Raw genomic sequence first — 22,769 nt, 5'->3', positions numbered from 1 at the left:
ACGCACTCAAGTGCGTCGTTTCTCACGGCCCCGCGCGCTGGCGGAGCCGTGACGGCGGACCGGGCGGCTAGCTGGCGTCGGCCAGCGACAGGGTGTGGAGCCGTTCCGGCGGGCCGGGGCGGGCGTAGTACCAGCCCTGGCCGGTGTCGCAGCCGAGGGCGCGCAGATGGTCGGCCTGGGTGCGGGTCTCGACGCCTTCGACGGTGACGGTCAGGTTGAGGGCGTGGGCGAGGGAGACGATGCCGCCGACGATCTTGAGGTCGACGGGGTCGGCGGCGTGGCCGCGCATGCCGCGGGTGAAGGAGCGGTCGAGCTTGAGGACGCTGACGGGGAGCCAGCGCAGGGAGGACAGGTTGGAGTAGCCGGTGCCGAAGTCGTCGAGGGCGATGGAGACGCCGAGGTCGACTATCTGCCGCAGGGGCTTGAGGGTGTCCTCGTCGGCGCCGATCAGAGCGCTCTCTGTGACCTCGAGGCAGAGCGAGGCGGGGTCGAGGCCGGTGTCCTCCAGGACGCGGGAGACCTCCTGGACCAGCTCGGGGTGGTGCAGCTGGATCGGTGAGAGGTTGACGTTGACCCGTGGCGGCGGACCGCCGCCGATGTGCTCGCTCTGCCAGGCGTACGCCTGGCGGGCGGCCCGCTCCAGGACCCAGCGGCCGAGGCCGACGATGTGTCCCGTGCTCTCGGCGAGCGGGATGAACTGGTCGGGCCCGAGTATGCCGTGGGTGGGGTGGCACCAGCGCACCAGCGCTTCGGCGCCGTGCACGGCGCCGTCGTCGAGGCCGACGAGGGGCTGGTACTCGATGAAGAACTCGTCGTGTTCCAGGGCGCTCGGGAGCTGGTTGGTCAGGCCGTGCCGGGTGATGGCGCGGGCGTCGGCGACCGGGTCGGCGACCTCGTACCGGTTGCCGCCCTGTTCCTTGGCGCGGTACATCGTGATGTCGGCGCTGCGCAGGACGTCGGCGGCGATCCGGGACTCGACGGGGCCGTGGACGATGCCGATGCTGCCGTGGACGGGCAGTTCGCGGCCGTCGAGCAGGACGGGGGCGGACAGCGCGTCCAGGATGCGTTCGGCGAGCGCGGTGACGGCGGCGAGGCTCGGCGGGTCGGTGTAGAGGGCGACGAATTCGTCGCCGCCGATCCTGGCGACGAGCTGGTCGGGCGAGGTGACGCAGGACTGGAGGCGTTCGGCGACGGCGACGAGGAGCTGGTCGCCCACCGCGTGGCCGAGGCTGTCGTTGACGGCCTTGAACCCGTCGAGGTCGAGGTAGCAGACGCCGATCCGGCTGGTGCCGTTGGCGGGGTCGGCGTCGAGCGCGGCGTCGAGGCGTTCGAAGAACAGGGCGCGGTTGGGCAGTCCGGTGAGCGCGTCGTGGGTCGCCTGGTGGCGCAGTCGGCGCAGCAGTCCGCGCCGTTCCGTGACGTCCTCGACGAGCGCGAGCTGGTACTGCGGGCGGCCGGTGGCGTCGCGCAGCAGGGACGCCCGGACGTTGGCCCACAAGATGGTGCCGTCGACCCGCTGGTAGGCGCGCTCGACGTCGTACGTGTCGCGTTCGCCGCGTACCAGCTCGCCGTTGAGCCGGCGGGTGCCGGTGCCGGTGCCGTCGTCCTTGTGGACCCACTCGGTGACATTGCGGCGCATGGTCAGGGATTCGCTGCCGAACATCCGGGTCATCGCGTCGTTGACCTCAAGGACTTCCCCGTCGAGGTCGGCGATGCCGATGCCGAGGGCGGCGCCCTCGAAGACGGCGCGGAAGCGGGCCTCGCTGGCGGCCAGGGCGCCTTCGGCGTCGCGCTGGGCGTCCAGGGCGGCGCGGATGATGGACTCCTGCTCGCGCAGGGTGCGTTCGCGCAGGGCCCGCGAGAAGCCGACGGCGACCGCGTGCTGGAGGCGTGAGCAGCGGGCCCGGCAGTCGTCGGTGTCGAGGCCGGGGCCCGGCGGGCAGTACAGGACGAGGTAGGCGTCGATGACGCCGAGGATGCTGGGCAGCGCCTCGGGGTCGGTGCAGTGCGCGGCGACCAGGGCGGTGCCGACCTCGGCGGCCGGGCGGGGGTCGAACGGGCGGCCCCTGAGGGTGTCGCTCAGCACACGGGTGAGCGGCACCAGGTGGTCCTCGAACTCGGCGCGGGTCATCGAGGTGACCGTCACCGGGTAGATGGCGCGTGCCCAAATGGCGGCGAATCTGCGCAGATTGTCGCCGGGGCGTGCGTCGGGCGCGTGCGCGCCCTCGTTTCCGGCCGCGGCCGGGAGCGCGGTCACGCTTTCAGCCCCACACCGGCGAGACCGTGGAGTACGGCGGGGTCGTCGTCGTCGCTGAGCGGGGCCTCGGGGCGCCAGTGCGGCAGCGGGACGACGCCGGGCTCGACGAGTTCGAAGCCGGCGAAGAAGCGTTCCACCTCTTCTTTGGTGCGCATGATCAGCGGGGTGGCGGTGCGCTGGTAGACGGCCTGGACACCGCGCTGTCCGGAGGGGACGGGGCCGAACTGGAGGGTGGCGTGGGTGACGACCAGGACGCTGCCGGGGGCCAGCGCGTCGCGCAGCGCGGCGACGACCTCGTTGGGATGGTCGGCGTCGGACAGGAAGTGCAGGACGGCGACGAGCAGCAGCCCCATGGGGCGGTCGAAGTCCAGCAGCCGCTTGGTCTCGGGGTTGTCCAGCACCGAGCCGGGGTCGCGGAGGTCGGCGGCGGCGATGGTCGCCTTGTCGTTGTCCTCCAGGACGGCGCGGCTGTGGGCGACGGCGACCGGGTCGTTGTCGACGTACACCACGTGGGCGTCGGGGTTGGCCCGCTGCACCACCTCGTGCACATTGCCGAAGGTGGGGATGCCGGAGCCGATGTCGAGGAACTGGTCGATGCCGCGGTCCATCGCGAAGCGCACGGCGCGGTGCATGACCGCCCGGTTGGCCTGGCCGATCTTGGGCGCCCCCGGCATGGCCCGCATGGCCAGCCGCGCCGCCTCCCGGTCCACCTCGAAGTTGTGCGAGCCACCGAGGAAGTAGTCGTAGATCCGGGACACGCTGGGCACCGTCAGGTCGATGCCCTGCGGGGCCCAGGAAGGACGGTCGGTCACGGTTGCTGTCTCCAGGTCATCGGGCTCAACGGGCGCGTCGCACACGGTGGTTCGGCCGACGGGCGCGCACCTGTCTACCCTGTGAGGCTACTGATCACGTGTTCGGAGTGAAACACGCGACCGGAGATCCAGGGTCCGTTTTTGGTCAACAACCACCAGCATGTGCATATGCGAAAACGCGCAGATGCGGACTCGCGCACACACCAGCGCGGGTCCGCTGCCGGTGATGGCCGCGGACCCGCGATAGATTTTCGGACAGCATCAGACCAGTTCAGACCAGTTCGACCGACAGCGGTTCGGCGGCCCGTGCGGTCGCCGCCCCGGAACGTCGGACGGTCGCGGTCGGCGGCCGGTCAGCAGGTGCCCTCGTCCTGCCACACGCCCCACTCACCGGTGGTGCCGGGCTCCTCGTTGGTGGTCCACCACTTGGCCTTCCACTTGTGCCCGTTGTGCGCCACCTCGTTGCCGCCGACGTAGACGGCGGAGGCGGCCCACTGGGCGACCGTGCAGGTGCCGCCGCCGGGCGGGGTGGTCGGCGGTGTGGTCGGCGGCGTCGTGGGCGGGTTGGTGGGAGGCGTGGCGCCCGCGAACTTCACCGAGTACTTGGCGAAGTCCCAGGAGTTCTGCGCCACGCTGCTGCACGTGCCCGAGGTGCTGCCGTTGTTGTCCGGCGGGCTGCACTGGCGGTCGCGGTTGAGCGACCAGAAGGTGAAGCGGCCCATGCCGTGGCTGGTCGCGTAGTCCAGCACGGTCTGGAAGTCGGCCTGGTAGAAGAACTCGCCGGTGTCGCTGCGGCCGTTCATGCCGGAGAAGCCCTCGTGGGCGTACGCGGTGGCGGTGTCCCAGCCGAAGGTGGTCTTCAGCAGGCCGTTGAAGGCGGTGAGCGCGCTGGTCTGCGACGCCGCCCCGTTGAAGCCGCCGTCGAAGGGCATGATCGAGAAGTTGTTGGGGGTGAAGCCCTGCGACTTGGCCTCGTTGAGCATCTGCTGGCCGAACCAGCCGGTGCCCGCCGCGGTGCCCGCCGTGGTCACCGAGATGAACAGGCCGGGGTTGTTCTGCTGGAGGATCTTGGCCGCGCCGATCTCGCGCGCGACGGCCGCGGTGTTCTCGTACTCCGGCTCCTCCAGGTCGAAGTCCATCGCCTTGAGCTGGTACTTGGTGATGACCTGCTGGTACGCGGCGGCCGTGGACGCGGCGTCGGAACACGCCTGGCCGAGCTTGGTGCCGCCGTAGCCGCCGATGGAGACGGACACGTCTCCGCCCTTGGCCCGGATCGCGGAGATCACGTTCGCCACCGCGGTGTCGGAGGACACCGCACTGGTCCCGTCCCATGTGGGGCTGCACCCACCGCCGTTGGGGGCGAGGATGAAGGCGAGCTGGAACGCCTTCAGGCCGGTCGCGTCCATGATGGCGGTCGCGCTCGGCGGGTTGTTGTCGTTGGGCATCAGATACGGGGCGGCGGCGTACCAGTTGTTGGTCAGGGCGTTCGTCGAGACCGTGGCTCCGCTGGCCTGACTTGGGCCGAGAGCGGCAACGGTACCGAGCCCGGCCACGGCCAGGGCGACGGCGGCCACGCCCGAGCCGATTGCTTTGAGACGGTTCACGTCTAGCCTCCTGTGGGGGAACGTGGCAGACAGAATCCTGCGGTGACGCGAACCCGTCAATAGTTGGTCCAGACCTTTGGACTAAACCACGAATTGGTCTCTACCACTTCGAGTCCAATTCCCCACGTGCGACGGCCTGTCCACCCCCGCACGCACCCCGCACGCACCCGGCCCCGCCCCTCGCGTACGAGGAGCGGGGCCGGGCCGGAAACGGCCGGTCGGCCGGTCGGCCGGTCGGACAGACGACCGGACGGACGGATGTCAGACGATGCCGACCGCCGCCAGCGCGCGGCGCTGGCCGGGGCTCGGCTGCGCCGGGAAGTAGACGTAGGCGACACCGCCGGTGCCGCCGCTGACGCCGCCGGTGGCGTTGATCCGCTTGGTCCTGAGCCAGATGGTTTCGAACTGGGCGCGCTTATAGATGTTGCGCACCGCGTCGTCGCTGGAACTGGCCGGGTCGTTGGCGACGACGTCGCCGTCCGCGGTGAAGCCCGCGATGCACATCAGATGGCCCGAGGTGCCGTATCCCGCACCGTCCAGTTCGGTGGCGAGGAAGGACTGCGAGGTGATGACAGGGATACCGGCCTTGATCAGCCGCTCGATGTCGTCGAGCGAGCGCAGCCGGGTGATGACGCCCTGGAGGTCCTTGTACGTGGCCGCGTAGGCCGCGTTGAAGGGCCAGTTGCCGCAGCCCTCGTACTGGTAGTCGTACGTGTAGCGGGCGCCCTGGTCGACCTGGGGGTCGGCGTAGGCGGGGTTCACCCAGGCCAGGTCGGCGGCCGTGGGGCCGCGTCCCCAGTACTCGATGACCATCGTCGAGGAGGTCGGGCTGCACCAGGCCTCGCCGCCGTTGTCGTACTCCGGGTACTCGCCCTTGTGGATGTTCTGCGAGTAGCGCGGCACCGGGAGTTCGACGCCCTTGGCCACGCCCGGCACCGACGCCGGGACGGTGAAGCGGTCCGGGATGTTGGACGCCATCGCGCCGAGCCGCCACACGGTGGGCGTGGCGCGGCTGCCGGGCTTGCGGAAGAGCGTCAGCCGCAGCCGGTACGAGGCCAGCAGCGGCCCGGCGGCGGTGTCGTCGATGGAGAAGGTGTCGGTCCAGATGCTGCTCTTGCCGTCGGTCTGGTCGTCCACCGAGGTGCGGCGGATGTCCTCGGGGCCGTCGCCCGCGGTCCACCGGCCCATGACGTACGCCGGGGTCGCGGTGCCGTCGGTGTAGGTGCCGAGCAGTTCGATCTGGATCCAGGTGCCCGCGGGGGTGTGCGCGTTCCAGGACGCGATCAGCTCGCTCGCGGGGTGCGGCACCCGGCGGACCGGCGAGGTCCAGGTGGCCGACTCCCATGTCGCGGTGGTGCCGGTGTGCGGGTCGGTGTAGTCGAGCGTGCCGGTGGCGCGGCCGATGACCACGCCGGGCCGGCGGCCCGGCAGCGGCAGCGTGCCGCGGTGGGTGCCGAACAGCCAGTCGGGCAGCGAGGTCCAGCCGTGGTAGTCGACGGGGGCGGCGTCGGGCGTGCCGCCGCCTGCCTGGTGTCGCGCGGCGTCGGGAACGGCCGCGCCGGAGGCGGTGGCCGGGGCGGCGGAGGCGGACTGCGCGGACGCGGTCGCGGTGGCCGCGGCCGCCGCGAGCGCGGCGGTCAGTACGGCACGCCGGGGCGCGGGTCTGGTCATGGCGGTGTTCCCCTCGATGTGATCGGGAATTCCTGCCCGCTCCTACGAGTGCATGACAGGTGGCCCCAACTATCGTCGTTCACCGGCCGTTTCCACCAGGGTTTCCGGCCGCGCGCCGGGAACAATATTGGACTGGACCACTGGCGCTCAACAGGGAAGAACCACCAGGTCACGCCCTGTCAGATTGAGCCGCTCGCCACCGCTTTCCGTACAGACGGCAATATCCTCGATGCGGGCGCCGAAGGTGTCGGGCAGATAGATGCCCGGTTCCACGGAGAACGCCATTCCCGGCTCGAGGGGGCGTTTGCTGCCCGCCACGATGTACGGCTCCTCGTGGGTGTCCAGGCCGATGCCGTGTCCTGTGCGGTGGATGAAGTGCTCGCCGTAGCCCGCGTCGGTGATGATGTCCCGGCCGACGGCGTCCAGTTCCTCCGCGGTGACACCGGGCCGGACCGCCGCGGTCTGCGCGGTCTGGGCGCGCAGCAGCACGTCGTACAGCTCGCGGAAGGCGGCGGGCGGCTCTCCCACGGCGTAGGTGCGGGTGGAGTCCGAGCAGTAACCCTCCGCGGTGGTGCCGCCGATGTCGATCACCACCGGGTCGCCCGCCCTGATCACGCGGTCGGACACCTCGTGGTGCGGGCTCGCGCCGTTCGGCCCCGAGCCGACGATCACGAAGTCGACCCGCTCGTGGCCCGCCTCGATGATGGCGTCCGCGATGTCCTTGGCGACCTCGCGCTCGGTGCGGCCGGGCACCAGCCACTCGCCGATCCTGCGGTGCACCCGGTCGATCGCCGCGCCCGCGCGGCGCAGCGCCGCGATCTCCGCCGGGGTCTTGCGCATCCGCAGCTCCGCCAGCACGTCACCGGCGAGGACGGCCTCGGCGTCCGGGAGCGCGGCCCGGAAGGCGAGCAGCTTCTCCGCCCACATGTGGTTGTCGACGGCGAAGCGGGCCACCGCGGCGGGCAGCCGCCGGGCGATCAGCGCGTACGCGTCGTCGGTCTCGTCGAAGCCGACGATCTCGATGCCGAGCCCGCCGGCGGGCGACGCCTGCGCGGCGGGCTTCTCCAGCCGCGGCACCACCAGGAAGGGCTCGCCCTCCACCGGCACCACCAGGCACGTCAGCCGCTCCAGCGGCAGCGCCTGATACCCGGTGAGGTAGCGCAGGTCCGCGCCGGGCGCCACCAGCAGGGCCTGGACGCCCGCCGTTTCGGCCTCGGCACGCGCCCTCGCCAGGCGCTCGGAGGTGTACAGCACGGATGCGGCTGCGCCGCCGCTCTCGGAGTGGGTCACCTTCGCACCGTACCGGGGCGCCCCCGGCGGCGCGTGCAGCGGTGGCGGGTCAGCGGCCCCGAGCCCCCGGCCACGCGACGGCGCGCGGGCCGCCGGGCGGGGCCCGCCGTAAGGTCGGGGGGTGAACGGACTGACGGTACGGGAGCTGGGGCGGCTGCTCGACGGGGCGGAGCCGTCCTGCGGGCGGACGCGGCTGATCGCCGTGGACGGGCACGCGGGCTCGGGCAAGAGCACGCTGGCCGGGCGGCTGGCGGCGGAGCTGGGCGGCGCACCCGTCGTCCATCTGGACGACCTGGCCACGCACGAGGAGCCGTTCGAGTGGACCGGCCGCCTGGTCGAACAGGTGCTGACGCCGCTGAGCGAGGGAAGGGCCGCCCGGCATCAGGTGTACGACTGGACGGCGCGCCGTTTCGCGGGCGAGCGGGAGATCCCGGCCGCGCCCGTCGTGCTGCTGGACGGCGTCGGCAGCGGGCGGCAAGCGCTGCGCCCGTATCTGGCGTTGCTGCTGTGGCTGGAGGTACCGCCGGCGACCGCGCGGCAGCGCGGACTGCTGCGCGACGGACCGGAACTGGCGCATTTTTGGACCGGCTGGACTCGCGCGGAGGACGCGCATTTCGCCGCCGATCCGTCCCGCCCCTTCGCCGACCTTCTGGTGCGCCAGACCGACGACGCCGACGGCTGCCGGGCCGTCCCGAACCCCGCCCGCGATCACCGGGAGTGACGGCTCGGCGGCAGCCCGCCGCCACTCCCCCGCCGCCGGGCACACGTCCGTCAACACCGCTTGACCGGCCGGGTATCCAGCACTTACGTTTTCAACAAGCGGCCGGAGACGGCCGTTGACAAGACGCGGAGCCCCCGGTTGTTCCCCCGTGACCGGGGGCTCTGCCCTGTCTCCGGGCCGGAATCGGCCCGTCGAGAGCCGGTTTTTCTCACTCACGGTCACCGCCCGACGGCCGTACGTCGGGGCCGAGTTCCCCGCGCTCGCGCGGATTCCCGCTGTCCCCCAGGTCACGGCACCCTACGGCCCGCGGGACATCGCGGGTACGATGCGAAAAGGGCGGACCGGCAGCCGGGGGTGGACTGTCGCCTGTCCCAACTCCCGCCCGGTGCGCACGGGTTGGGACAGCGGGCGACAGTGCGGCGCGGGGGAACGATTGGTGGGGACTTGATGGACTTCGGCACCGAGCGTCCGGGCGCCCCGGCCGATCTCGCCTGGCTGCGCGGCGTCGACGCGTACACGATGGGCGCCTACGTCCAGGCCGAGGAGGAGTTCAGGACCGCGGTCCGGATCGACCCCGGCATGGCGGACGCCTGGCTCGGGCTGCACGCGCTGCGCGCCGACACCGCCACCGCGCTGCTCCAGATGTACCGGCACCGCGACCGCTTCGGCGAGCAGCGAGCCGCCCACCGCAGGACCCTCAACTCCTGGTACTGGCTGGGCTGGTGGGTGCAGCCGGTGCTGGAGACCAGCCGCGACCTGCTGCTGGCGCACGCCTCGCACTGGCTGGACGGCCGCCATGTCGCCGAGCTGGACCGGGCCCTGGCGGACTGCCCGCCGGTCGACACCGATCCGCAGGTCCGCTTCCTGCACGCCTGCCGCGCCTATCTCGTCAAGGACTGGGAGCGGCTGGTCCGGCACACCGAGCCGCTGCTGGGCGATCCCGTACTCGGCATCGAGGCCGGGCTGTTCGGCGGCATGGCCAGGGTCAGGCTGGAGATGTGCGGCCAGGCCGAGCCGCTGCTGGCCGCCGCCTTGATGCGCTGCCGCAGCGAGCAGCCGCAGCGCAAGGAGCTGCGCTACTGGCTGGCCCGCGCGTACGAGGGCACCGGGCGTACGGCGGCGGCCGTGCCGCTCTACCGGGCGGTGCACCGCGTCGACCCCGCCTTCATGGACACCTCCGCCCGGCTGGCCGCGATCCACGAGACCGACGACGGCCTCGACGAGGGCGTGGGGCTGGCGGCCGTGTCGCTGGCCGGGACCGGGCAGGCGATGCCGGAGGGCGGCGCCGACATGGAGTCCGCGCTGCTGGCCGACCCCGGCGAGGGCCGCGGTCCGGGACCGGAGCCCGACGAGTCGCTGCTGTCCGCGGGCCCGCTGGACGACGACGTACGCGACCGGTCCGCCGCCCCGCTCGGCGGGTCGCTGCCGGTGCAGGTCCCGATGGGCGGCTCCGACCCGGTGCTGCTCACCCAGGCGCTGGCGGAACTGGACAGGATGGTCGGTCTGGAGCCGGTCAAGCGCCAGGTCAAGGCGCTGTCCGCGCAGTTGCGGATGGCCCGGCTGCGGGCCGGGCAGGGCCTGCCGGTGCAGCCGCCGAAACGGCACTTCGTCTTCTCCGGGCCCTCCGGCACCGGCAAGACCACCGTCGCCCGCATCCTCGGCCGGGTCTTCTACGCGCTCGGACTGCTCGGCGGCGACCACCTGGTGGAGGCCCAACGCTCCGATCTGGTCGGCGAATTCCTCGGCCAGACCGCGGTGAAGGCCAATGAGCTGATCGACTCCGCGCTCGGCGGCGTGCTCTTCGTGGACGAGGCGTACGCGCTGTCCAACTCCGGCTACAGCAAGGGCGACGCGTACGGCGACGAGGCGCTTCAGGTGCTGCTCAAGCGCGCCGAGGACAACCGCGACCGGCTCGTGGTCATCCTCGCGGGTTACCCCGAGGGGATGGACCGGCTGCTGGCCGCCAACCCCGGACTCAGCTCCCGCTTCACCACCCGCGTCGACTTCCCCAGCTACCGGCCGCTGGAACTCACCCGGATCGGTGAAGTCCTCGCCGCGGAGAACGGCGACCGCTGGGACGAGGAGGCGCTGGAGGAGCTGAAGGCCATCGCGGGGCACGTGGTGGACCAGGGCTGGATCGACGAGTTGGGCAACGGACGGCTGCTGCGCACCCTGTACGAGAAGAGCTGCGCCTACCGGGACCTGCGGCTGTCCGAGTACCCGGCCTCACCGAGCCGCGACGAATTGTCCACCGTGCGCCTGCCCGATCTCATGCAGGCGTACGGCGAAGTCCTCTCCGGGCGCGGGCCCGGAGCGACCCCGACCGACCCGGTCGAGTAGTACCGGGCCGCCGGGACGAGATCCGGAAGGGGCGTGCGGACCGCGTCTTCAGCGGCTTCGCACGCCCCTTCCGGGCACTGCCTACCGGACCAGTTCGCCGGAATCCTCCGCGGCGTGCGGGACGGGCACCTCCCGGGCGGGGGAAGGCGCGCGGTGGGCGGGGTCCTTCACCTCGCCGACGAGCATTTCGAGGACGTCCTCCAGCGCGACCAGGCCGAGGACCCGCCCCGAGGCGTCGGCGACGGCGGCCAGGTGCGAGGCGGCGCGCCGCATCGCGGTGAGCGCGTCGTCCAGCGGCAGGTCGGCCCGCAGGGTGGTGATCGGCCGCCAGAGCCGCTGCGGCACGGGCCGGTCGAGGTCGTCCACGTCGAGGACGTCCTTGACGTGGAGGTAGCCGAGGAAGTCCGCGCCCGCGCCCGCGATCGGGAACCGCGAGTACCCGGTGCGCACCGTCAGCTCCTCGACCTGCCGCGGGGTGGCGGCCGGGTCGAGGGTGATCAACTCCGCCGGGGTGAGCAGCACTTCGGTGACCGGGCGGGTGCCCAGCTCCAGCGCGTCCTCCAGGCGTTCCTGCTCGTCGATGTCGAGCAGCCCGGCCTGCCGGGCGTCCTCGACCAGCACGGTCAGCTGCGCGCTGGTGAACACGGAGTCGACCTCGTCCTTGGGCTCCACGCCGAAGGCCCGCAGGATCAGCCGGGAGCAGGTGCCGAGCACCGAGATCACCGGGCGGAACACCCTGGCGAAGCCGACCAGACCCGGGCTCAGCCACAGCGCGGTCTTCTCCGGCGCGGCCATCGCCAGGTTCTTCGGCACCATCTCGCCGATCACCAGGTGCAGGAAGACCACGACGGCCAGTGCCAGGACGTATCCGATCGGGTGCACGAAGTCCTCGGGGACGCGCACCGCCTCGAAGATCGGTTCCAGCAGGTGCGCGACGGTCGGTTCCGCGACCGCGCCGAGGGTCAACGAGCAGACGGTGATGCCGAACTGGGCGGCGGCCATCATCTGCGGGAGGTGTTCGAGGCCGTACAGCACGGTACGGGCCCTGCGCTGTTCGGCGGCGAGCGGTTCGATCTGGCTGCGGCGGACCGAGACCAGGGCGAATTCCGCGCCGACGAAGAAGCCGTTGCCGAGCACCAGCAGGACGGCGAACAGGAGTTGGAGAGCGCTCATCACGAGGTCGCCTCCCCCGCCACGCGATCCGTACGCACGATCCGTACGCGTTCGGCCCGGTGGTGGGTGACCTCGCGGACCAGCAGCCGCCAGCCGGGCAGTTCGGCCTCGTCGCCCGGTTCGGGGATCCGGGTGAGCAGGTCGGCGACGAGGCCGGCGACCGTCTCGTAGGGTCCCTCGGGGGCGAGCAGGCCGATTCTGGCCAGGGTGTCGATCCGGCAGCTTCCGTCGGCGTCCCAGGCGGGACCGTCGGCCTCGGCGGCCGGGACCTGCGCCAGTTCGGGCAGGTCGGCGGCGTCGTGCTCGTCGCGCACCTCGCCGACCAGTTCCTCGACGATGTCCTCCAGCGTGACGACCCCGGCGGTGCCGCCGTACTCGTCGACGACCACGGCGATCGGCTGCTGGCTGCGCAGCAGCTCCAGGAGCTGCTGGCCCGGCAGGGTCTCCGGGACGAGCAGCGGGGCGACCGCGATGGTCCCCGCGGGGACGCGGTCGCGCCGCTCGGCGGGGACGGCGAGGGCGTCCTTGAGGTGGACCATGCCGATAATGTCGTCCAGCCGCTCCCGGTAGACCGGGAAGCGGGACAGGCCGGTGGCCCTGGTCAGATTGAGCACGTCGGCGGCGGTGGCGGTGTCCTCCAGCGCGCTGACCCGGACGCGGGGCGTCATCACGTTCTCCGCGATGAGGTCGCCGAGCGACAGGGTGCGCACGAAGAGGTCGGCGGTGTCCTGCTCCAGCGTCCCGGCGAGCGCCGAGTGCCGGGCCAGGGAGACCAGTTCCGTGGGGGTGCGGGCGGACGCCAGCTCGTCGGCGGGCTCGACGCCGACCAGCCGCACCAGCCGGTTGGCGGCGGTGTTCAGCACCTCGATGACGGGCCGGAAGACCCGCGAGAAGGCGCGCTGCGGTCCGGCCACCACACGGGCGACGGCCAGCGGGCGGGAGACCGCCCAGTTCTTGGGGACGAGTTCGCCGATCACCATCTGGACGGCGGAGGCGACCATCATGCCGACGACGACGGCGACGCCGGGGGCGGCGCCGTCCGGGACGCCGGCCGAGGTCAGCGGGCCGGTCAGGAGGTCGGCGAGTGCGGGTTCCGCCAGCATGCCGACGACCAGCGAGGTGATGGTGATGCCGAGCTGGGTGCCGGAGAGCTGGAAGGAGAGTTTGCGCAGGGCGGCCACGACACTGCGGGCCCGGCGGTCACCGGCCGCGGCGGCGCGTTCGGCCGCGGGGCGCTCCACGGTCACCAGGCCGAATTCGGCGGCGACGAAGAAGCCGTTGGCAAGGATCAGGACGAGGGCTGCCGCGAGCAGCAGCAGTGAGGTGCTCATGAGGCCGCCGCTCCGGATTCCCGGGAGGGAGGGGCGGCGCAGGTACTACCGGACGGTTCGTCCATCGGGGTGTGAGTGTCACTCCTTGGTTGGTCGGGGCCCCGCGGGCGGTGCTCCAGGGGTGCGGGGCAAGCGCGGTGGGCGCCGTTCGTCCCCCAGAGTAGCCATTGGTGCCGCGCCCGCGAAGGACGGCGGGGGCCGGGTTCACGGAAGGGTTCGCGGACGGGTTCGCGGACGGGTTCGCGGACGGGTTCGCGGACGGGTTCGCGGAAAGGTCACGGACGGGTTCGCGGAAAGGTCACGGACGGATCGCGGGCCGCTTCGCGGCCCGGTCCGTGGACGGAGCGCCCGCGGACGCGTGGCGCGGCGCGCACCGCCGCGCGCTCAGTGGCCGGCGGACGTCGTGCCCTGCGCCTCGCCCAGCGTCTCCACCAGCGAGCGCAGCAGCCTGGCGTCGTGCAGCGCCTGCTCCTTGGCGATACCGGGCTGGATGCCCATCACGGGCAACGTCGTGCCGTCGGCGAGGTCGAGGTGGACCCAGGCGTCGCCCGGCCGCAGATTGACCCGCACCACCTCGGCCCACGCCAGCCGCCGCTTCACCGTGAGATTCACCACGGTCACGCCGTCGGCCGTCACCGTCACCTTGGGGCGGCTGAGCAGCGCGAGCACCGCGGCGATCAGCACGCCCATCATGATCACGGTGATCCGGTCGCCGGTGCTCCAGGGCCCGGCGCCGTCGTGCGGCATCATCAGCGCGACGACGGTGAGCGCCACCACCAGCGCGGCGCCCAGGGACAGCAGCACCACGCGGGTGACGACGGGGCGGAAGGTACGCGGCAGCCCGTCGAGCGCCGCCCGCGTACGGTCCTCGGCGCCGGTCACAGCCGCGCGGCGTGGATGCCGGTGGTCAGGATCGCGCGGGCACCCAGGTCGTACAGCTCGTCCATGATCCGCTGGGCGTCGCTGGTCGGGACCATGGCGCGGACCGCGACCCAGCCCTCGTGGTGCAGCGGGGAGACGGTCGGCGACTCCAGGCCCGGGGTGAGGGCGACGGCCTTCTCGACCTGCTCGACGCGGATGTCGTAGTCCATCATCACGTAGCGCCTGGCGACCAGGACGCCCTGGAGGCGGCGCAGGAACTGCCGGACCTTGGGCTCGTCCGGGTCGGCCCCGGTGCGCCGGATCACCACGGCCTCGGACTCCATGATGGGTTCGCCGAAGGCTTCGAGCCCGGCGTTCCGCAGCGAGGTGCCGGTCTCCACCACGTCGGCGATGGCGTGCGCGACACCGAGCTGGATGGCGGTCTCGACGGCGCCGTCGAGGTGGACGACGGACGCCTCGATGCCGTTGTCCGCGAGGTGCTTCTCGACGACGACCTCGTACGAGGTCGCCACCGTCTTGCCGTTGAGGTCCTGGACGGTGTCGGCGGTGCCGGGCTCGGCGGCGTAGCGGAAGGTGGAGCGGGCGAAGCCGAGCTGGAGGATCTCCTCGGCGACCGCGCCGGAGTCCAGCAGCAGGTCCCGGCCGGTGATGCCGATGTCGAGGCGGCCGGTGCTGACGTAGATCGCGATGTCGCGCGGGCGCAGGTAGAAGAACTCCACCTCGTTGTCCCGGTCGACCAGCACGAGCTCCTTGGACTCCTTGCGCTGCCGGTAACCGGCCTCATGGAGCATGGCCGCCGCGGGTCCGGACAATGAGCCCTTGTTGGGGACGGCGATGCGCAGCATGAGGACGGTTTCCTTCTCTGAAGAGAGTCTCGGCTCGTGGGCAGGGCTGTGGAGAGGTACGGGTGACAGCGGTACGGGTGGCAGGGGTGGTGGCCGGCTGTCTCTGAGCGCGTACGGGTCGCGTACGCGCTCAGAGATGGGCGTAGACGTCGTCGAGGGAGATACCCCGGGCGACCATCATCACCTGAACGTGGTACAGCAGTTGGGAGATTTCCTCGGCGGTGGCGTCGGCGCCCTCGTACTCGGCGGCCATCCACACCTCGGCGGCCTCTTCGACCACCTTCTTGCCGATCGCGTGCACGCCCTTGCCCACCAGCTCGGCGGTGCGGGACGTGCTGGGGTCGCCGGTGGCGGCCTTGTGCCGCAACTCGGTGAAGAGCTGCTCGAATGTCTTGTTGGCCATGGTGGGCCCTAGCCTACGGGGAACCGCCGCCTGCTCAGCGCCAGGGTTCGGAGACCGAGCGCAGGATGGTGGCCGTGGCGACGGCCGCGGTGACCGCTTCGTGCCCCTTGTCCTCATTCGAGCCCGGCAGTCCGGCGCGGTCGAGCGCCTGCTCCTCGGTGTCGCAGGTGAGGACGCCGAAGCCGACGGGCACACCGCTGTCCACGGCGACCTGGGTCAGCCCGGCGGTGACGCCGTGGGAGACGTACTCGAAGTGCGGGGTGCCGCCGCGGATGATGACGCCGAGCGCCACGATCGCGTCGTAGCCGCGGCCGGCCAGCACCTTGGCGACCACGGGCAGTTCGAAGCTGCCGGGCACGCGCAGCAGCGTCGGCTCGTCGATGCCGAGGTCGTGCAGGGCGCGCATCGCCCCGTCGACCAGGCCGTCCATCACCTGGGTGTGCCACTGCGCCGCGATCACGGCCACACGCAGGTCGCCGCAGTTCTTCACGGTCAGCTCGGGGGCGCCCTTACCGCTCACTTCTCTCCTCGGTGCTCGATGTGCTGTCGTGCCGGTTGTATCAAGCTGATCGCCCGTATCAAGGCCATCAGGTGTCTCATGGCAATCGTCCGTATCAGGACGTGGTCAGGATGTGGTCAGGACATGCTCAGGACGTGCTCGGAACGTCGTCGGGACGCGCTCGGGACGCGCTTCGGACGCGCGGTCCCGCCGGCCCGGCCGGGCTACTGGTTGGCGCAGGTGGTGCTCTGGCCCGCGTCGAGCCACGGCAGGTCGTGACCCATCCGGTCCCGCTTGGTCCGCAGATAGCGCAGATTGTGCTCCCCGGCGGCGACCGGCATGGGTTCCCTGCCGAGGACGTCGAGGCCGTGCCGGACCAACGCGCCGGTCTTGGCGGGGTTGTTGGTCATCAGCCGCAGCGAGCCGACCCCGAGGTCGGTGAGGATCTGCGCGGCGGCGCCGTAGTCGCGGGCGTCGGCGGGCAGGCCGAGTTCGAGGTTGGCGTCCAGGGTGTCCCGGCCGCGCTCCTGGAGTTCGTACGCGCGCAGCTTGGACATCAGGCCGATGCCCCGGCCCTCGTGGCCGCGCAGGTACAGCACCACGCCCCGGCCCTCCTCGGCGACCTTGCGCAGCGCGGTCTGGAGCTGCGGGCCGCAGTCGCAGCGCTGCGAGCCGAAGACGTCACCGGTCAGGCACTCGGAGTGCACCCGGACCAGGACGTCGGTGCCGTCGCCGATGTCGCCCGCGACCAGCGCGATGTGCTCGACGCCGTCGGTGGTGGAGCGGTAGCCGAAGGCACGGAAGTCGCCGAAGGCGGTGGGCAGCGTCGTCTCGGCCTCGCGGCGGACGGTGGGCTCCGACGAGCGGCGGTACGCGATCAGGTCCTCGATGGAGATGATCGACAGGCCGTGCTTGCGGGCGAAGGGCACCAGTTCGGGCAGCCGGGCCATCGTGCCGTCCTCGCGGGCGATCTCCACGATGGCGGCGGCCGGGTGCAGTCCGGCGAGCCGGGCCAGGTCCACGCCCGCCTCGGTGTGGCCGTTGCGGACCAGGACGCCGCCGGGCCTGGCGCGCAGCGGGAAGACGTGTCCCGGCCGGACGAAGTCGGTGGCCCGCGAGGCGGGGTCGGCCAGCAGCCGTATCGTGGCGGCCCGGTCGGCGGCCGAGATGCCGGTGGTGACGCCGTGCTCGGCGCTCGCGTCGACCGTGACGGTGAAGGCGGTGCGCATCGACTCGGTGTTGGCGTCGACCATCTGCGGCAGGTCGAGCCGGTCGAGGTCGGGGGCCTCCAGCGGTACGCAGATCAGCCCGCGGCACTCGGTCATCATGAAGGCGACGATCTCGGGCGTGACCTTCTGCGCGGCCACGATGAGGTCGCCCTCGTTCTCCCGGTCCTCGTCGTCCACCACCACGACCGGGCGGCCCGCGGCGATGTCGGCGATGGCCTGTTCGACCGGGTCGAGCACCAGGTCACCGTCCTCGTACCAGTCGTTGTGCAGTGCGGTCACGGCGTTCATGCCGTCACTCCCTCCGGAACGGTGTTCTGCGAGGTGGAGTCGGAAGCGGCTGCGTCGGAAGCGGTGGTGGCCGCGGCGGCCCTGGTCTGCTGCCACCAGGCGTACATCCCGACGATCACCAGGAAGAAGTAGATGATGTAGACCAGGCCCGAGAACGGCAGCCCGCTGTGGAAGTTGAGCGGTACGCCGACGGCGTCGACCGCCAGCCAGGCGAACCAGAACTCGACCCAGCCGCGCGCCTGGGCGACCATCGCCGCCAGCGTCCCGACGAAGATGTACGCGTCGGGCCACGGGTTCCAGGACAGCGACGGGTAGGCGAGGAAGAGCGAGGCGACGGCCACGGTGCCGAGCCCGGTGGCGACGACGAGCACCGCGCGCTCGCGCCAGGTGGCGAAGCGGACCGCGAGCCGTCCGCTGCCGTCCCGGCCGCGCCGCCACTGGTACCAGCCCCACACGGCGACGGTGATCACCACGAACTGCTTGCCGACGCCGCCGCCGAGGTGCGCGGCCCAGAAGGCGGCCACCAGCACGGCACCGGAGAGCAGTTGGACCGGCCAGGTGAGCATCGCGCGCCGCCAGCCCAGCGCCAGCGCGCCGAGACCGAGCAGATTGCCGATCATGTCCGACCACATCACGTGCTGGTCGAAGGCGGTGAACGCCTCGCTGTTCAGCCAGTGCAGGGCGCTCACTTCACGGCCTCCGGTTCCGGATCCTGCCCGGTGACGGCCGCGCGCTCGCCCAGCATCCGCTCGACGTACTTGGCGATGACGTCCACTTCGAGGTTGACCGGGTCGCCGGGCTGCTTGAGGCCGAGCGTGGTCAGCGCGAGGGTGGTCGGGATGAGGCTGACGGTGAAGAAGTCGGCGCCCGCCTCCACCACGGTCAGGCTGATGCCGTCGACGGTGATGGAGCCCTTCTCGACCACATAGCGGGACAGGTCGTCGGGGAGCGAGATCTTGACGATCTCCCAGTGCTCGGCGGGCTTGCGCTCGACGACCTCGCCGGTGCCGTCCACATGGCCCTGGACGAGGTGGCCGCCGAGCCGCCCGCCCAGTGCCATCGGGCGCTCCAGGTTGACCCGCGAGCCGGGGCCGAGCGCGCCGAGGCTGGAACGGTTCAGCGTCTCGGCCATCACGTCGGCGGTGAAGTCGTCCTCGCCGAAGTCGACCACGGTCAGGCAGACGCCGTTGACGGCGATGGAGTCGCCGTGTTTGGCGCCTTCGGTCACGACGGGTCCGCGGACCCGGAAGCGGCTGGCGTCGCCCAGGTCCTCGACGCCGGTGATCTCACCCAGTTCTTCGACGATTCCGGTGAACACTTCAGCGCTCCTGAGGAGAGTGGGAGGAGTGGGACACGGCCGGTACGGCCGTGACGCGCACGTCGGGCCCGAGGCGGGCGACATCGGTCACGTCGAGCCGCAACGTCTGCGCGATGGTGGTGATTCCTGCGTCGCCGAGCGCGTTGGGCCCGGCGCCGAGCAGCGCGGGCGCCAGGTACGCGGTGACCGCGTCGACGGCTCCGGCGGCGACGAACGCCCCGGCCAGTGTCGGCCCGCCCTCCAGCAGTACCGAGCGCACCCCGCGCATGTGCAGTGCGGCCAGGAGCGCGGCCACGTCGACGCCGCCGCCCTCCGTACCGTCCTCGGTCCTGGCGTACGGCAGGCGTACGGTGTCGACGCCCGGCAGGTGGGAGGTGTCGGCGTCCTCGCCGACGGCGATGAGGGTCGGCGCCGCGTCGTCCAGCACGCGGGCGTCGGCGGTGGTACGGGCCCGGGTGTCGACCACGACGCGCAGCGGCTGAGTCACCCCGTCGATACCGCGTACGGCCAGATGGGGGTCGTCGGCCCGCAGGGTGCCGGAGCCGACCACGACGGCGTCGGACTCCGCGCGCAGCCGGTGCACGTCGGCGCGGGACTCGGCGGAGCTGATCCAGCGGCTCGAACCGTCGGCCGCGGCGATCCGGCCGTCGAGGGTGGCGGCGTACTTCCAGCGCACGTACGGGCGGCCGAGGCGGACCGAGGTGAGCCAGGCGACGTTGACCGCCTCCGCCTCGTCCCGCAGGAGTCCGCTCTCGACCTCGACGCCCGCCGCGCGCAGGGTGGCGGCGCCGCCGGAGGCCGACGGGTTGGGGTCGGCGACCGCGTAGACCACGCGGACGATCCCGGCCTCAATGAGCGCCTGGGCGCAGGGGCCGGTACGGCCGGTGTGGTTACAGGGTTCGAGCGTGACCAGGGCGGTGCCGCCCCTGGCCCGCTCACCGGCCGCGAACAGCGCGTGCACTTCCGCGTGCGGGCCGCCGGCCCGCTGGTGCCAGCCCTCGCCGACCCGGGCGCCCTCGGCGTCGAGGATCACGCAGCCGACGACCGGGTTGGGGGCGGTGTCTCCGAGCGCGCGGGCCGACAGCGCGACAGCGCGTCGCATCGCGTCGGTTTCCGTGGCGGTGGCCACCGGGTCCTCCTGCCTCTTCGGGCACGGACTCCGGGGCGTTGGGATGCTGAGCGGGGAAACCGAACCATCGCGTACGCCGGTGACGGCCGCGGACCGCTCGCGCTGTGCGCGCGGGGCCGCTGACGGCGGCGTACCCGAGTGAACGCCCGCCGCGCACTGCCTCCCATCCGGACTTTCACCGTCGGTCCAGGAATTTCACCTGGTCAACCGGCCGCTGGCTGCGGACGGGTCGCGGACTGTAACCGCCGGTTCGGAATTACACCGACCCCGGAGTGCGCAAACGTCACTGGTACGGCACCAGTGTGCCACGCACACCCCCGCGGCCTCCAGGGCGTCCGTGTGCCCTGCCTCACACCGCGGGGGCGAACAGCTCCTCCTGGGCCGCGTCGGTGGCGGTGACCACGGCCCCGCGCAGGACGGCGCCGCCGTGCACGGCGCTGGCCCGTACGACAGTCGGCAGCGGCGAGATGCGTCCGAGGCACTCGGCGACGCGTTCGGCCAGGGCGGCCCCTCCGGCCTGGGCGACCTCACCGGCGAGGACGACCCGTCCGGGGTCGAGCACGGCGCAGATGGCGGCGGCCCCGACGGCGATCCGCGTGGACAGCTCGGCGAGGAAGCCTTCGGTGGCGGCGCCTCCGGCGAGCGCGGCGGTGACGGCCGCCGCAGCCCCCTCGGCCTCGTCGGCGCCCCCGACGGGGATTCCGTGCTCGCGGGCGAGCGCGCAGACGGCGCGGCTGCCGACCAGCCCGTGGTAGCCGTTGTCGCAGTCGGTGGCGGTCGGCAGTTCGGGGGTGCCGAGCAGCGGGAGGAAGCCGACCTCGCCGGCTCCGCCCGACGCGCCGCGGCGCAGTTTGCCGTCGAGGACGACGGCGGCGCCGACTCCCCCGCCGATCCAGAGCAGGACGAAGGTGTCGTCGTTCCGCGCGGCTCCCACGCGCTGTTCCGCGACGGCGGCGAGGTTGACCTCGTTCTCCAGCAGCACGGGCACGCCGAGCCGGGAGCGGATCTCGTCGACCAGGTCCGCGTGCCAGGAGCGCAGCGCGTTGGCGGCGCGCAGCCGTCCGGTCTCCGGGTCGACGAGGCCGGGCGCGCCGCAGGCGACGGTGTGGAGTTCGGTGGCGCCCGCGGTGCGGATGGCGCGGCGCAGCAGGGCCACGCCCTCGGCCACGGTCCCGGCCGGGTCGGCCCCGTCCGGGACGTGCAGGTCGGCGCGGGCGACGGTGCGGCCGAGGAGGTCGGCGATCTCCACGCCGATGCTCTCGACGCGGATGTCGAGTCCGGCGACGTACGCCCGGTCGGCGACGATGCCGTACACCCGCGCGTTGGGCCCGCGTCTGTCCTCGCCCGCCTCGCCGACCACCTCGATCAGTCCGGAGTCCTGGAGCCGCTCGACGAGGTCGGCGACGCTCGGCCGGGACATTCCGGTGAGTTCCTTCAACTGCCCCGCGGTGAGCGGGCCTTCCTGCTGGAGGAGGCGCAGGGCGAGGCGGTCGTTGATGGCGCGGGCGGTGCGCGGTGACGCGTTGCGGCCCGGAAGCGCGCGGGTGACGGTCATGCGGGGATCCTTCCAGACCGGGGCGGTGGGCCCGTACGCCGTACGGCTTCCCGGAGCGGGTGCCCTACGGGAGCGCGGACTGATCGAGCCCGTGAACCCGTTGAGCCGTCGGCCCGGCAACCCGGTCTCCTGGCAGCCGATGACCCCTTAACTTTCAGGGAGCCTTCCTGATAGTTTACGCCGCATGAAAACCGCCGCCGCCGACGACAAGACGGCTCCGTCCCGGATCCGCCGGGCCCATATGGCCATCGCCATCGCGTTCGCCGTCCACGGCGCGGCGAGCGGCACCTTCGCCACCCGTATCCCGTGGATCAAGGACCATCTGTCCCTGAGCCCCGGCGCTCTCGGTCTGGCGCTGGCCTGTCCCGCGATCGGCTCGTCGCTGATGATGCCGCTGGCGGGGCGGCTGATGCACCGTCTCGGCTCCCGTACCGCGCTGCGCGTCCTGCTCGGGATGTGGACGGCCGTACTGGCGCTGCCCGCGGTCATGCCGGGCCTGCCGTGGCTGTGCCTGGCGCTGCTCGCCTTCGGGGCCAGCGCGGGCATGGCGGATGTCGTCATGAACGCGATCGGCATCGAGGTGGAGCACCGCAAGGGCAAGTCGATCATGTCGGGGCTGCACGGCATGTGGAGCGTCGGCACCCTGGTGGGCGCGGCGATCGGCGTGCCCGCGGCGCACGCGGGGCTCGACGGCAGGATTCATCTGGGCGCGATGGCCGCGGCGCTGCTGGTGGCGAGTTATCTGATCTGCGCCGGGGTGCCCGACATCCGGCCGGACGCGGAGGAGGCCGCGCCGCCGCGCTTCGCCCTGCCGCCGCGCACGGCGCTCGTGATCGGCGCGATCGGCTTCTGCGGGGTGTTCGCGGAGGGCGGCAGCTCCGACTGGTGCGCGGTCTACCTGCGCGATGTCGCCGGGGCCTCACCCGGCATCGCGGCGGTCGCGTACACCGCGTTCTCCTGCACGATGGCGGTCACCCGGCTCTTCGGCGACTTCGCGGTACGGCGGCTGGGCGCGGTACGGACGCTGCGGTCGGGCGGGGTGCTCGCCACCCTCGGCGGTCTGCTGGTGGTGCTCTCGCACTCGCCGCTGCCCGCCATCGCGGGCTTCGCGCTGCTCGGCATCGGGATATCCGTGGTCGTGCCGCTGTGCTTCGCCGCCGCCGGGCGCAGCGGCCCCAATCCGAGCCAGGCCATCGCGGGCGTCGCCACCGTCACGTACACCTCGGGCCTGGTCGCCCCGGCCGCGATCGGCGGTATCGCCGGGGCCACCTCGCTGACGGTCTCCTTCACGCTGGTGACCGTCCTCACCCTCGGCCTGGTGGTGGGTGCGGGCGTCGTCCGCCCGGCCGCGGGCAAAACGGTCACCGGCTCCTCCCCCGCGCCCGCGCCGGGGGTCGCCGCCGCGGCCGACTGATCCGGTAG

The 22,769-nt window shown here is 72.3% G+C and carries 19 protein-coding genes and 1 riboswitch; of the genes, 3 read left to right on the top strand and 16 right to left on the bottom strand.

All coding sequences use genetic code 11. The annotated features are described in order from the left end of the window. Positions 1 to 67: 67 nt before the first annotated feature. The 5 genes from ABZX65_RS30450 to ABZX65_RS30430 form a co-directional block, all read right to left on the bottom strand. Positions 68 to 2,257: an EAL domain-containing protein gene (locus tag ABZX65_RS30450; RefSeq protein ID WP_355347124.1), complete on the bottom strand. Its 2,190-nt coding sequence runs from the start codon at positions 2,255 to 2,257 to the stop codon at positions 68 to 70. Then, positions 2,254 to 3,069 (bottom strand): SAM-dependent methyltransferase, encoded by an 816-nt coding sequence (locus ABZX65_RS30445; RefSeq protein WP_355347121.1) that lies wholly within the window; start codon positions 3,067 to 3,069, stop codon positions 2,254 to 2,256. The genes ABZX65_RS30450 and ABZX65_RS30445 overlap by 4 nt, the downstream gene beginning before the upstream one ends. Before the next feature lie 353 nt (positions 3,070 to 3,422). After that, positions 3,423 to 4,673 (bottom strand): carbohydrate-binding protein, encoded by a 1,251-nt coding sequence (locus ABZX65_RS30440; RefSeq protein ID WP_355347117.1) that lies wholly within the window; start codon positions 4,671 to 4,673, stop codon positions 3,423 to 3,425. A gap of 261 nt (positions 4,674 to 4,934) precedes the next feature. Next, positions 4,935 to 6,344 (bottom strand): C39 family peptidase, encoded by a 1,410-nt coding sequence (locus ABZX65_RS30435; RefSeq protein WP_355347114.1) that lies wholly within the window; start codon positions 6,342 to 6,344, stop codon positions 4,935 to 4,937. A 147-nt stretch (positions 6,345 to 6,491) separates the two neighbouring features. Next, complete coding sequence (locus ABZX65_RS30430) at positions 6,492 to 7,634, bottom strand: Xaa-Pro peptidase family protein (protein ID WP_355347111.1); 1,143 nt, start codon at positions 7,632 to 7,634, stop codon at positions 6,492 to 6,494. Positions 7,635 to 7,755: 121 nt separating this feature from the next. Between ABZX65_RS30430 and ABZX65_RS30425 the strand changes: the two genes are divergently transcribed. Both ABZX65_RS30425 and ABZX65_RS30420 read left to right on the top strand, forming a co-directional pair. After that, positions 7,756 to 8,355 carry a hypothetical protein gene (locus ABZX65_RS30425; RefSeq protein ID WP_355347108.1) on the top strand — a complete coding sequence of 200 codons (600 nt, stop codon included), beginning with the start codon at positions 7,756 to 7,758 and terminating at the stop codon, positions 8,353 to 8,355. A gap of 447 nt (positions 8,356 to 8,802) precedes the next feature. Further along, positions 8,803 to 10,695, top strand: a complete 1,893-nt coding sequence (locus ABZX65_RS30420) for an AAA family ATPase (RefSeq protein ID WP_355347105.1) — start codon at positions 8,803 to 8,805, stop codon at positions 10,693 to 10,695. 81 nt (positions 10,696 to 10,776) lie between these two features. Here the strand turns inward: ABZX65_RS30420 and ABZX65_RS30415 are convergent, their stop codons facing one another. The 11 genes from ABZX65_RS30415 to ABZX65_RS30365 form a co-directional block, all read right to left on the bottom strand. Further along, on the bottom strand, positions 10,777 to 11,868 hold the full coding sequence (locus ABZX65_RS30415) for a hemolysin family protein (protein ID WP_355347102.1): 1,092 nt from the start codon (positions 11,866 to 11,868) through the stop codon (positions 10,777 to 10,779). Beyond that, a complete protein-coding gene (locus tag ABZX65_RS30410) occupies positions 11,868 to 13,199 on the bottom strand; it encodes a hemolysin family protein (RefSeq protein ID WP_355347099.1) in 1,332 nt (443 codons plus the stop codon). Before ABZX65_RS30410 ends, ABZX65_RS30415 begins: the two co-directional genes overlap by 1 nt. A gap of 384 nt (positions 13,200 to 13,583) precedes the next feature. Further along, the gene (locus ABZX65_RS30405) at positions 13,584 to 14,081 is read right to left on the bottom strand and encodes a PH domain-containing protein (protein WP_355347096.1); all 498 of its coding nucleotides are present in this window, start codon (positions 14,079 to 14,081) and stop codon (positions 13,584 to 13,586) included. After that, on the bottom strand, positions 14,078 to 14,926 hold the full coding sequence (gene hisG / locus ABZX65_RS30400; protein ID WP_355347093.1) for an ATP phosphoribosyltransferase: 849 nt from the start codon (positions 14,924 to 14,926) through the stop codon (positions 14,078 to 14,080). The genes ABZX65_RS30405 and hisG overlap by 4 nt, the downstream gene beginning before the upstream one ends. 130 nt (positions 14,927 to 15,056) lie before the next feature. Then, positions 15,057 to 15,329 (bottom strand): phosphoribosyl-ATP diphosphatase, encoded by a 273-nt coding sequence (locus tag ABZX65_RS30395; RefSeq protein ID WP_188279811.1) that lies wholly within the window; start codon positions 15,327 to 15,329, stop codon positions 15,057 to 15,059. 34 nt (positions 15,330 to 15,363) lie between these two features. Next, positions 15,364 to 15,849, bottom strand: coding sequence for a 6,7-dimethyl-8-ribityllumazine synthase (gene ribH / locus ABZX65_RS30390; protein ID WP_188279812.1), 486 nt, complete (start codon positions 15,847 to 15,849; stop codon positions 15,364 to 15,366). A 203-nt stretch (positions 15,850 to 16,052) separates the two neighbouring features. Further along, positions 16,053 to 17,345, bottom strand: a complete 1,293-nt coding sequence (locus ABZX65_RS30385; RefSeq protein ID WP_355347088.1) for a bifunctional 3,4-dihydroxy-2-butanone-4-phosphate synthase/GTP cyclohydrolase II — start codon at positions 17,343 to 17,345, stop codon at positions 16,053 to 16,055. Beyond that, positions 17,342 to 18,034, bottom strand: coding sequence for a nicotinamide mononucleotide transporter family protein (locus ABZX65_RS30380; RefSeq protein ID WP_188279813.1), 693 nt, complete (start codon positions 18,032 to 18,034; stop codon positions 17,342 to 17,344). Before ABZX65_RS30380 ends, ABZX65_RS30385 begins: the two co-directional genes overlap by 4 nt. Beyond that, a complete protein-coding gene (locus ABZX65_RS30375; RefSeq protein WP_355347085.1) occupies positions 18,031 to 18,663 on the bottom strand; it encodes a riboflavin synthase in 633 nt (210 codons plus the stop codon). The genes ABZX65_RS30380 and ABZX65_RS30375 overlap by 4 nt, the downstream gene beginning before the upstream one ends. A gap of 1 nt (position 18,664) precedes the next feature. Beyond that, positions 18,665 to 19,792, bottom strand: coding sequence for a bifunctional diaminohydroxyphosphoribosylaminopyrimidine deaminase/5-amino-6-(5-phosphoribosylamino)uracil reductase RibD (gene ribD, locus ABZX65_RS30370; protein ID WP_355347082.1), 1,128 nt, complete (start codon positions 19,790 to 19,792; stop codon positions 18,665 to 18,667). Positions 19,793 to 19,941: 149 nt separating this feature from the next. Further along, positions 19,942 to 20,072: riboswitch (FMN riboswitch) on the bottom strand. 69 nt (positions 20,073 to 20,141) lie between these two features. Next, entirely contained in the window at positions 20,142 to 21,347 is a 1,206-nt protein-coding gene (locus ABZX65_RS30365) for an ROK family transcriptional regulator (RefSeq protein ID WP_355347079.1), read from the bottom strand. 184 nt (positions 21,348 to 21,531) lie between these two features. Between ABZX65_RS30365 and ABZX65_RS30360 the strand changes: the two genes are divergently transcribed. Continuing rightward, positions 21,532 to 22,761 (top strand): MFS transporter, encoded by a 1,230-nt coding sequence (locus ABZX65_RS30360; RefSeq protein ID WP_355347076.1) that lies wholly within the window; start codon positions 21,532 to 21,534, stop codon positions 22,759 to 22,761. Positions 22,762 to 22,769: the final 8 nt, after the last annotated feature.

This window comes from Streptomyces sp. NPDC003300, assembly GCF_040610915.1.
In the GTDB taxonomy this organism is placed as follows: domain Bacteria; phylum Actinomycetota; class Actinomycetes; order Streptomycetales; family Streptomycetaceae; genus Actinacidiphila.
This window is presented reverse-complemented; position numbering and strand designations above follow the sequence as displayed.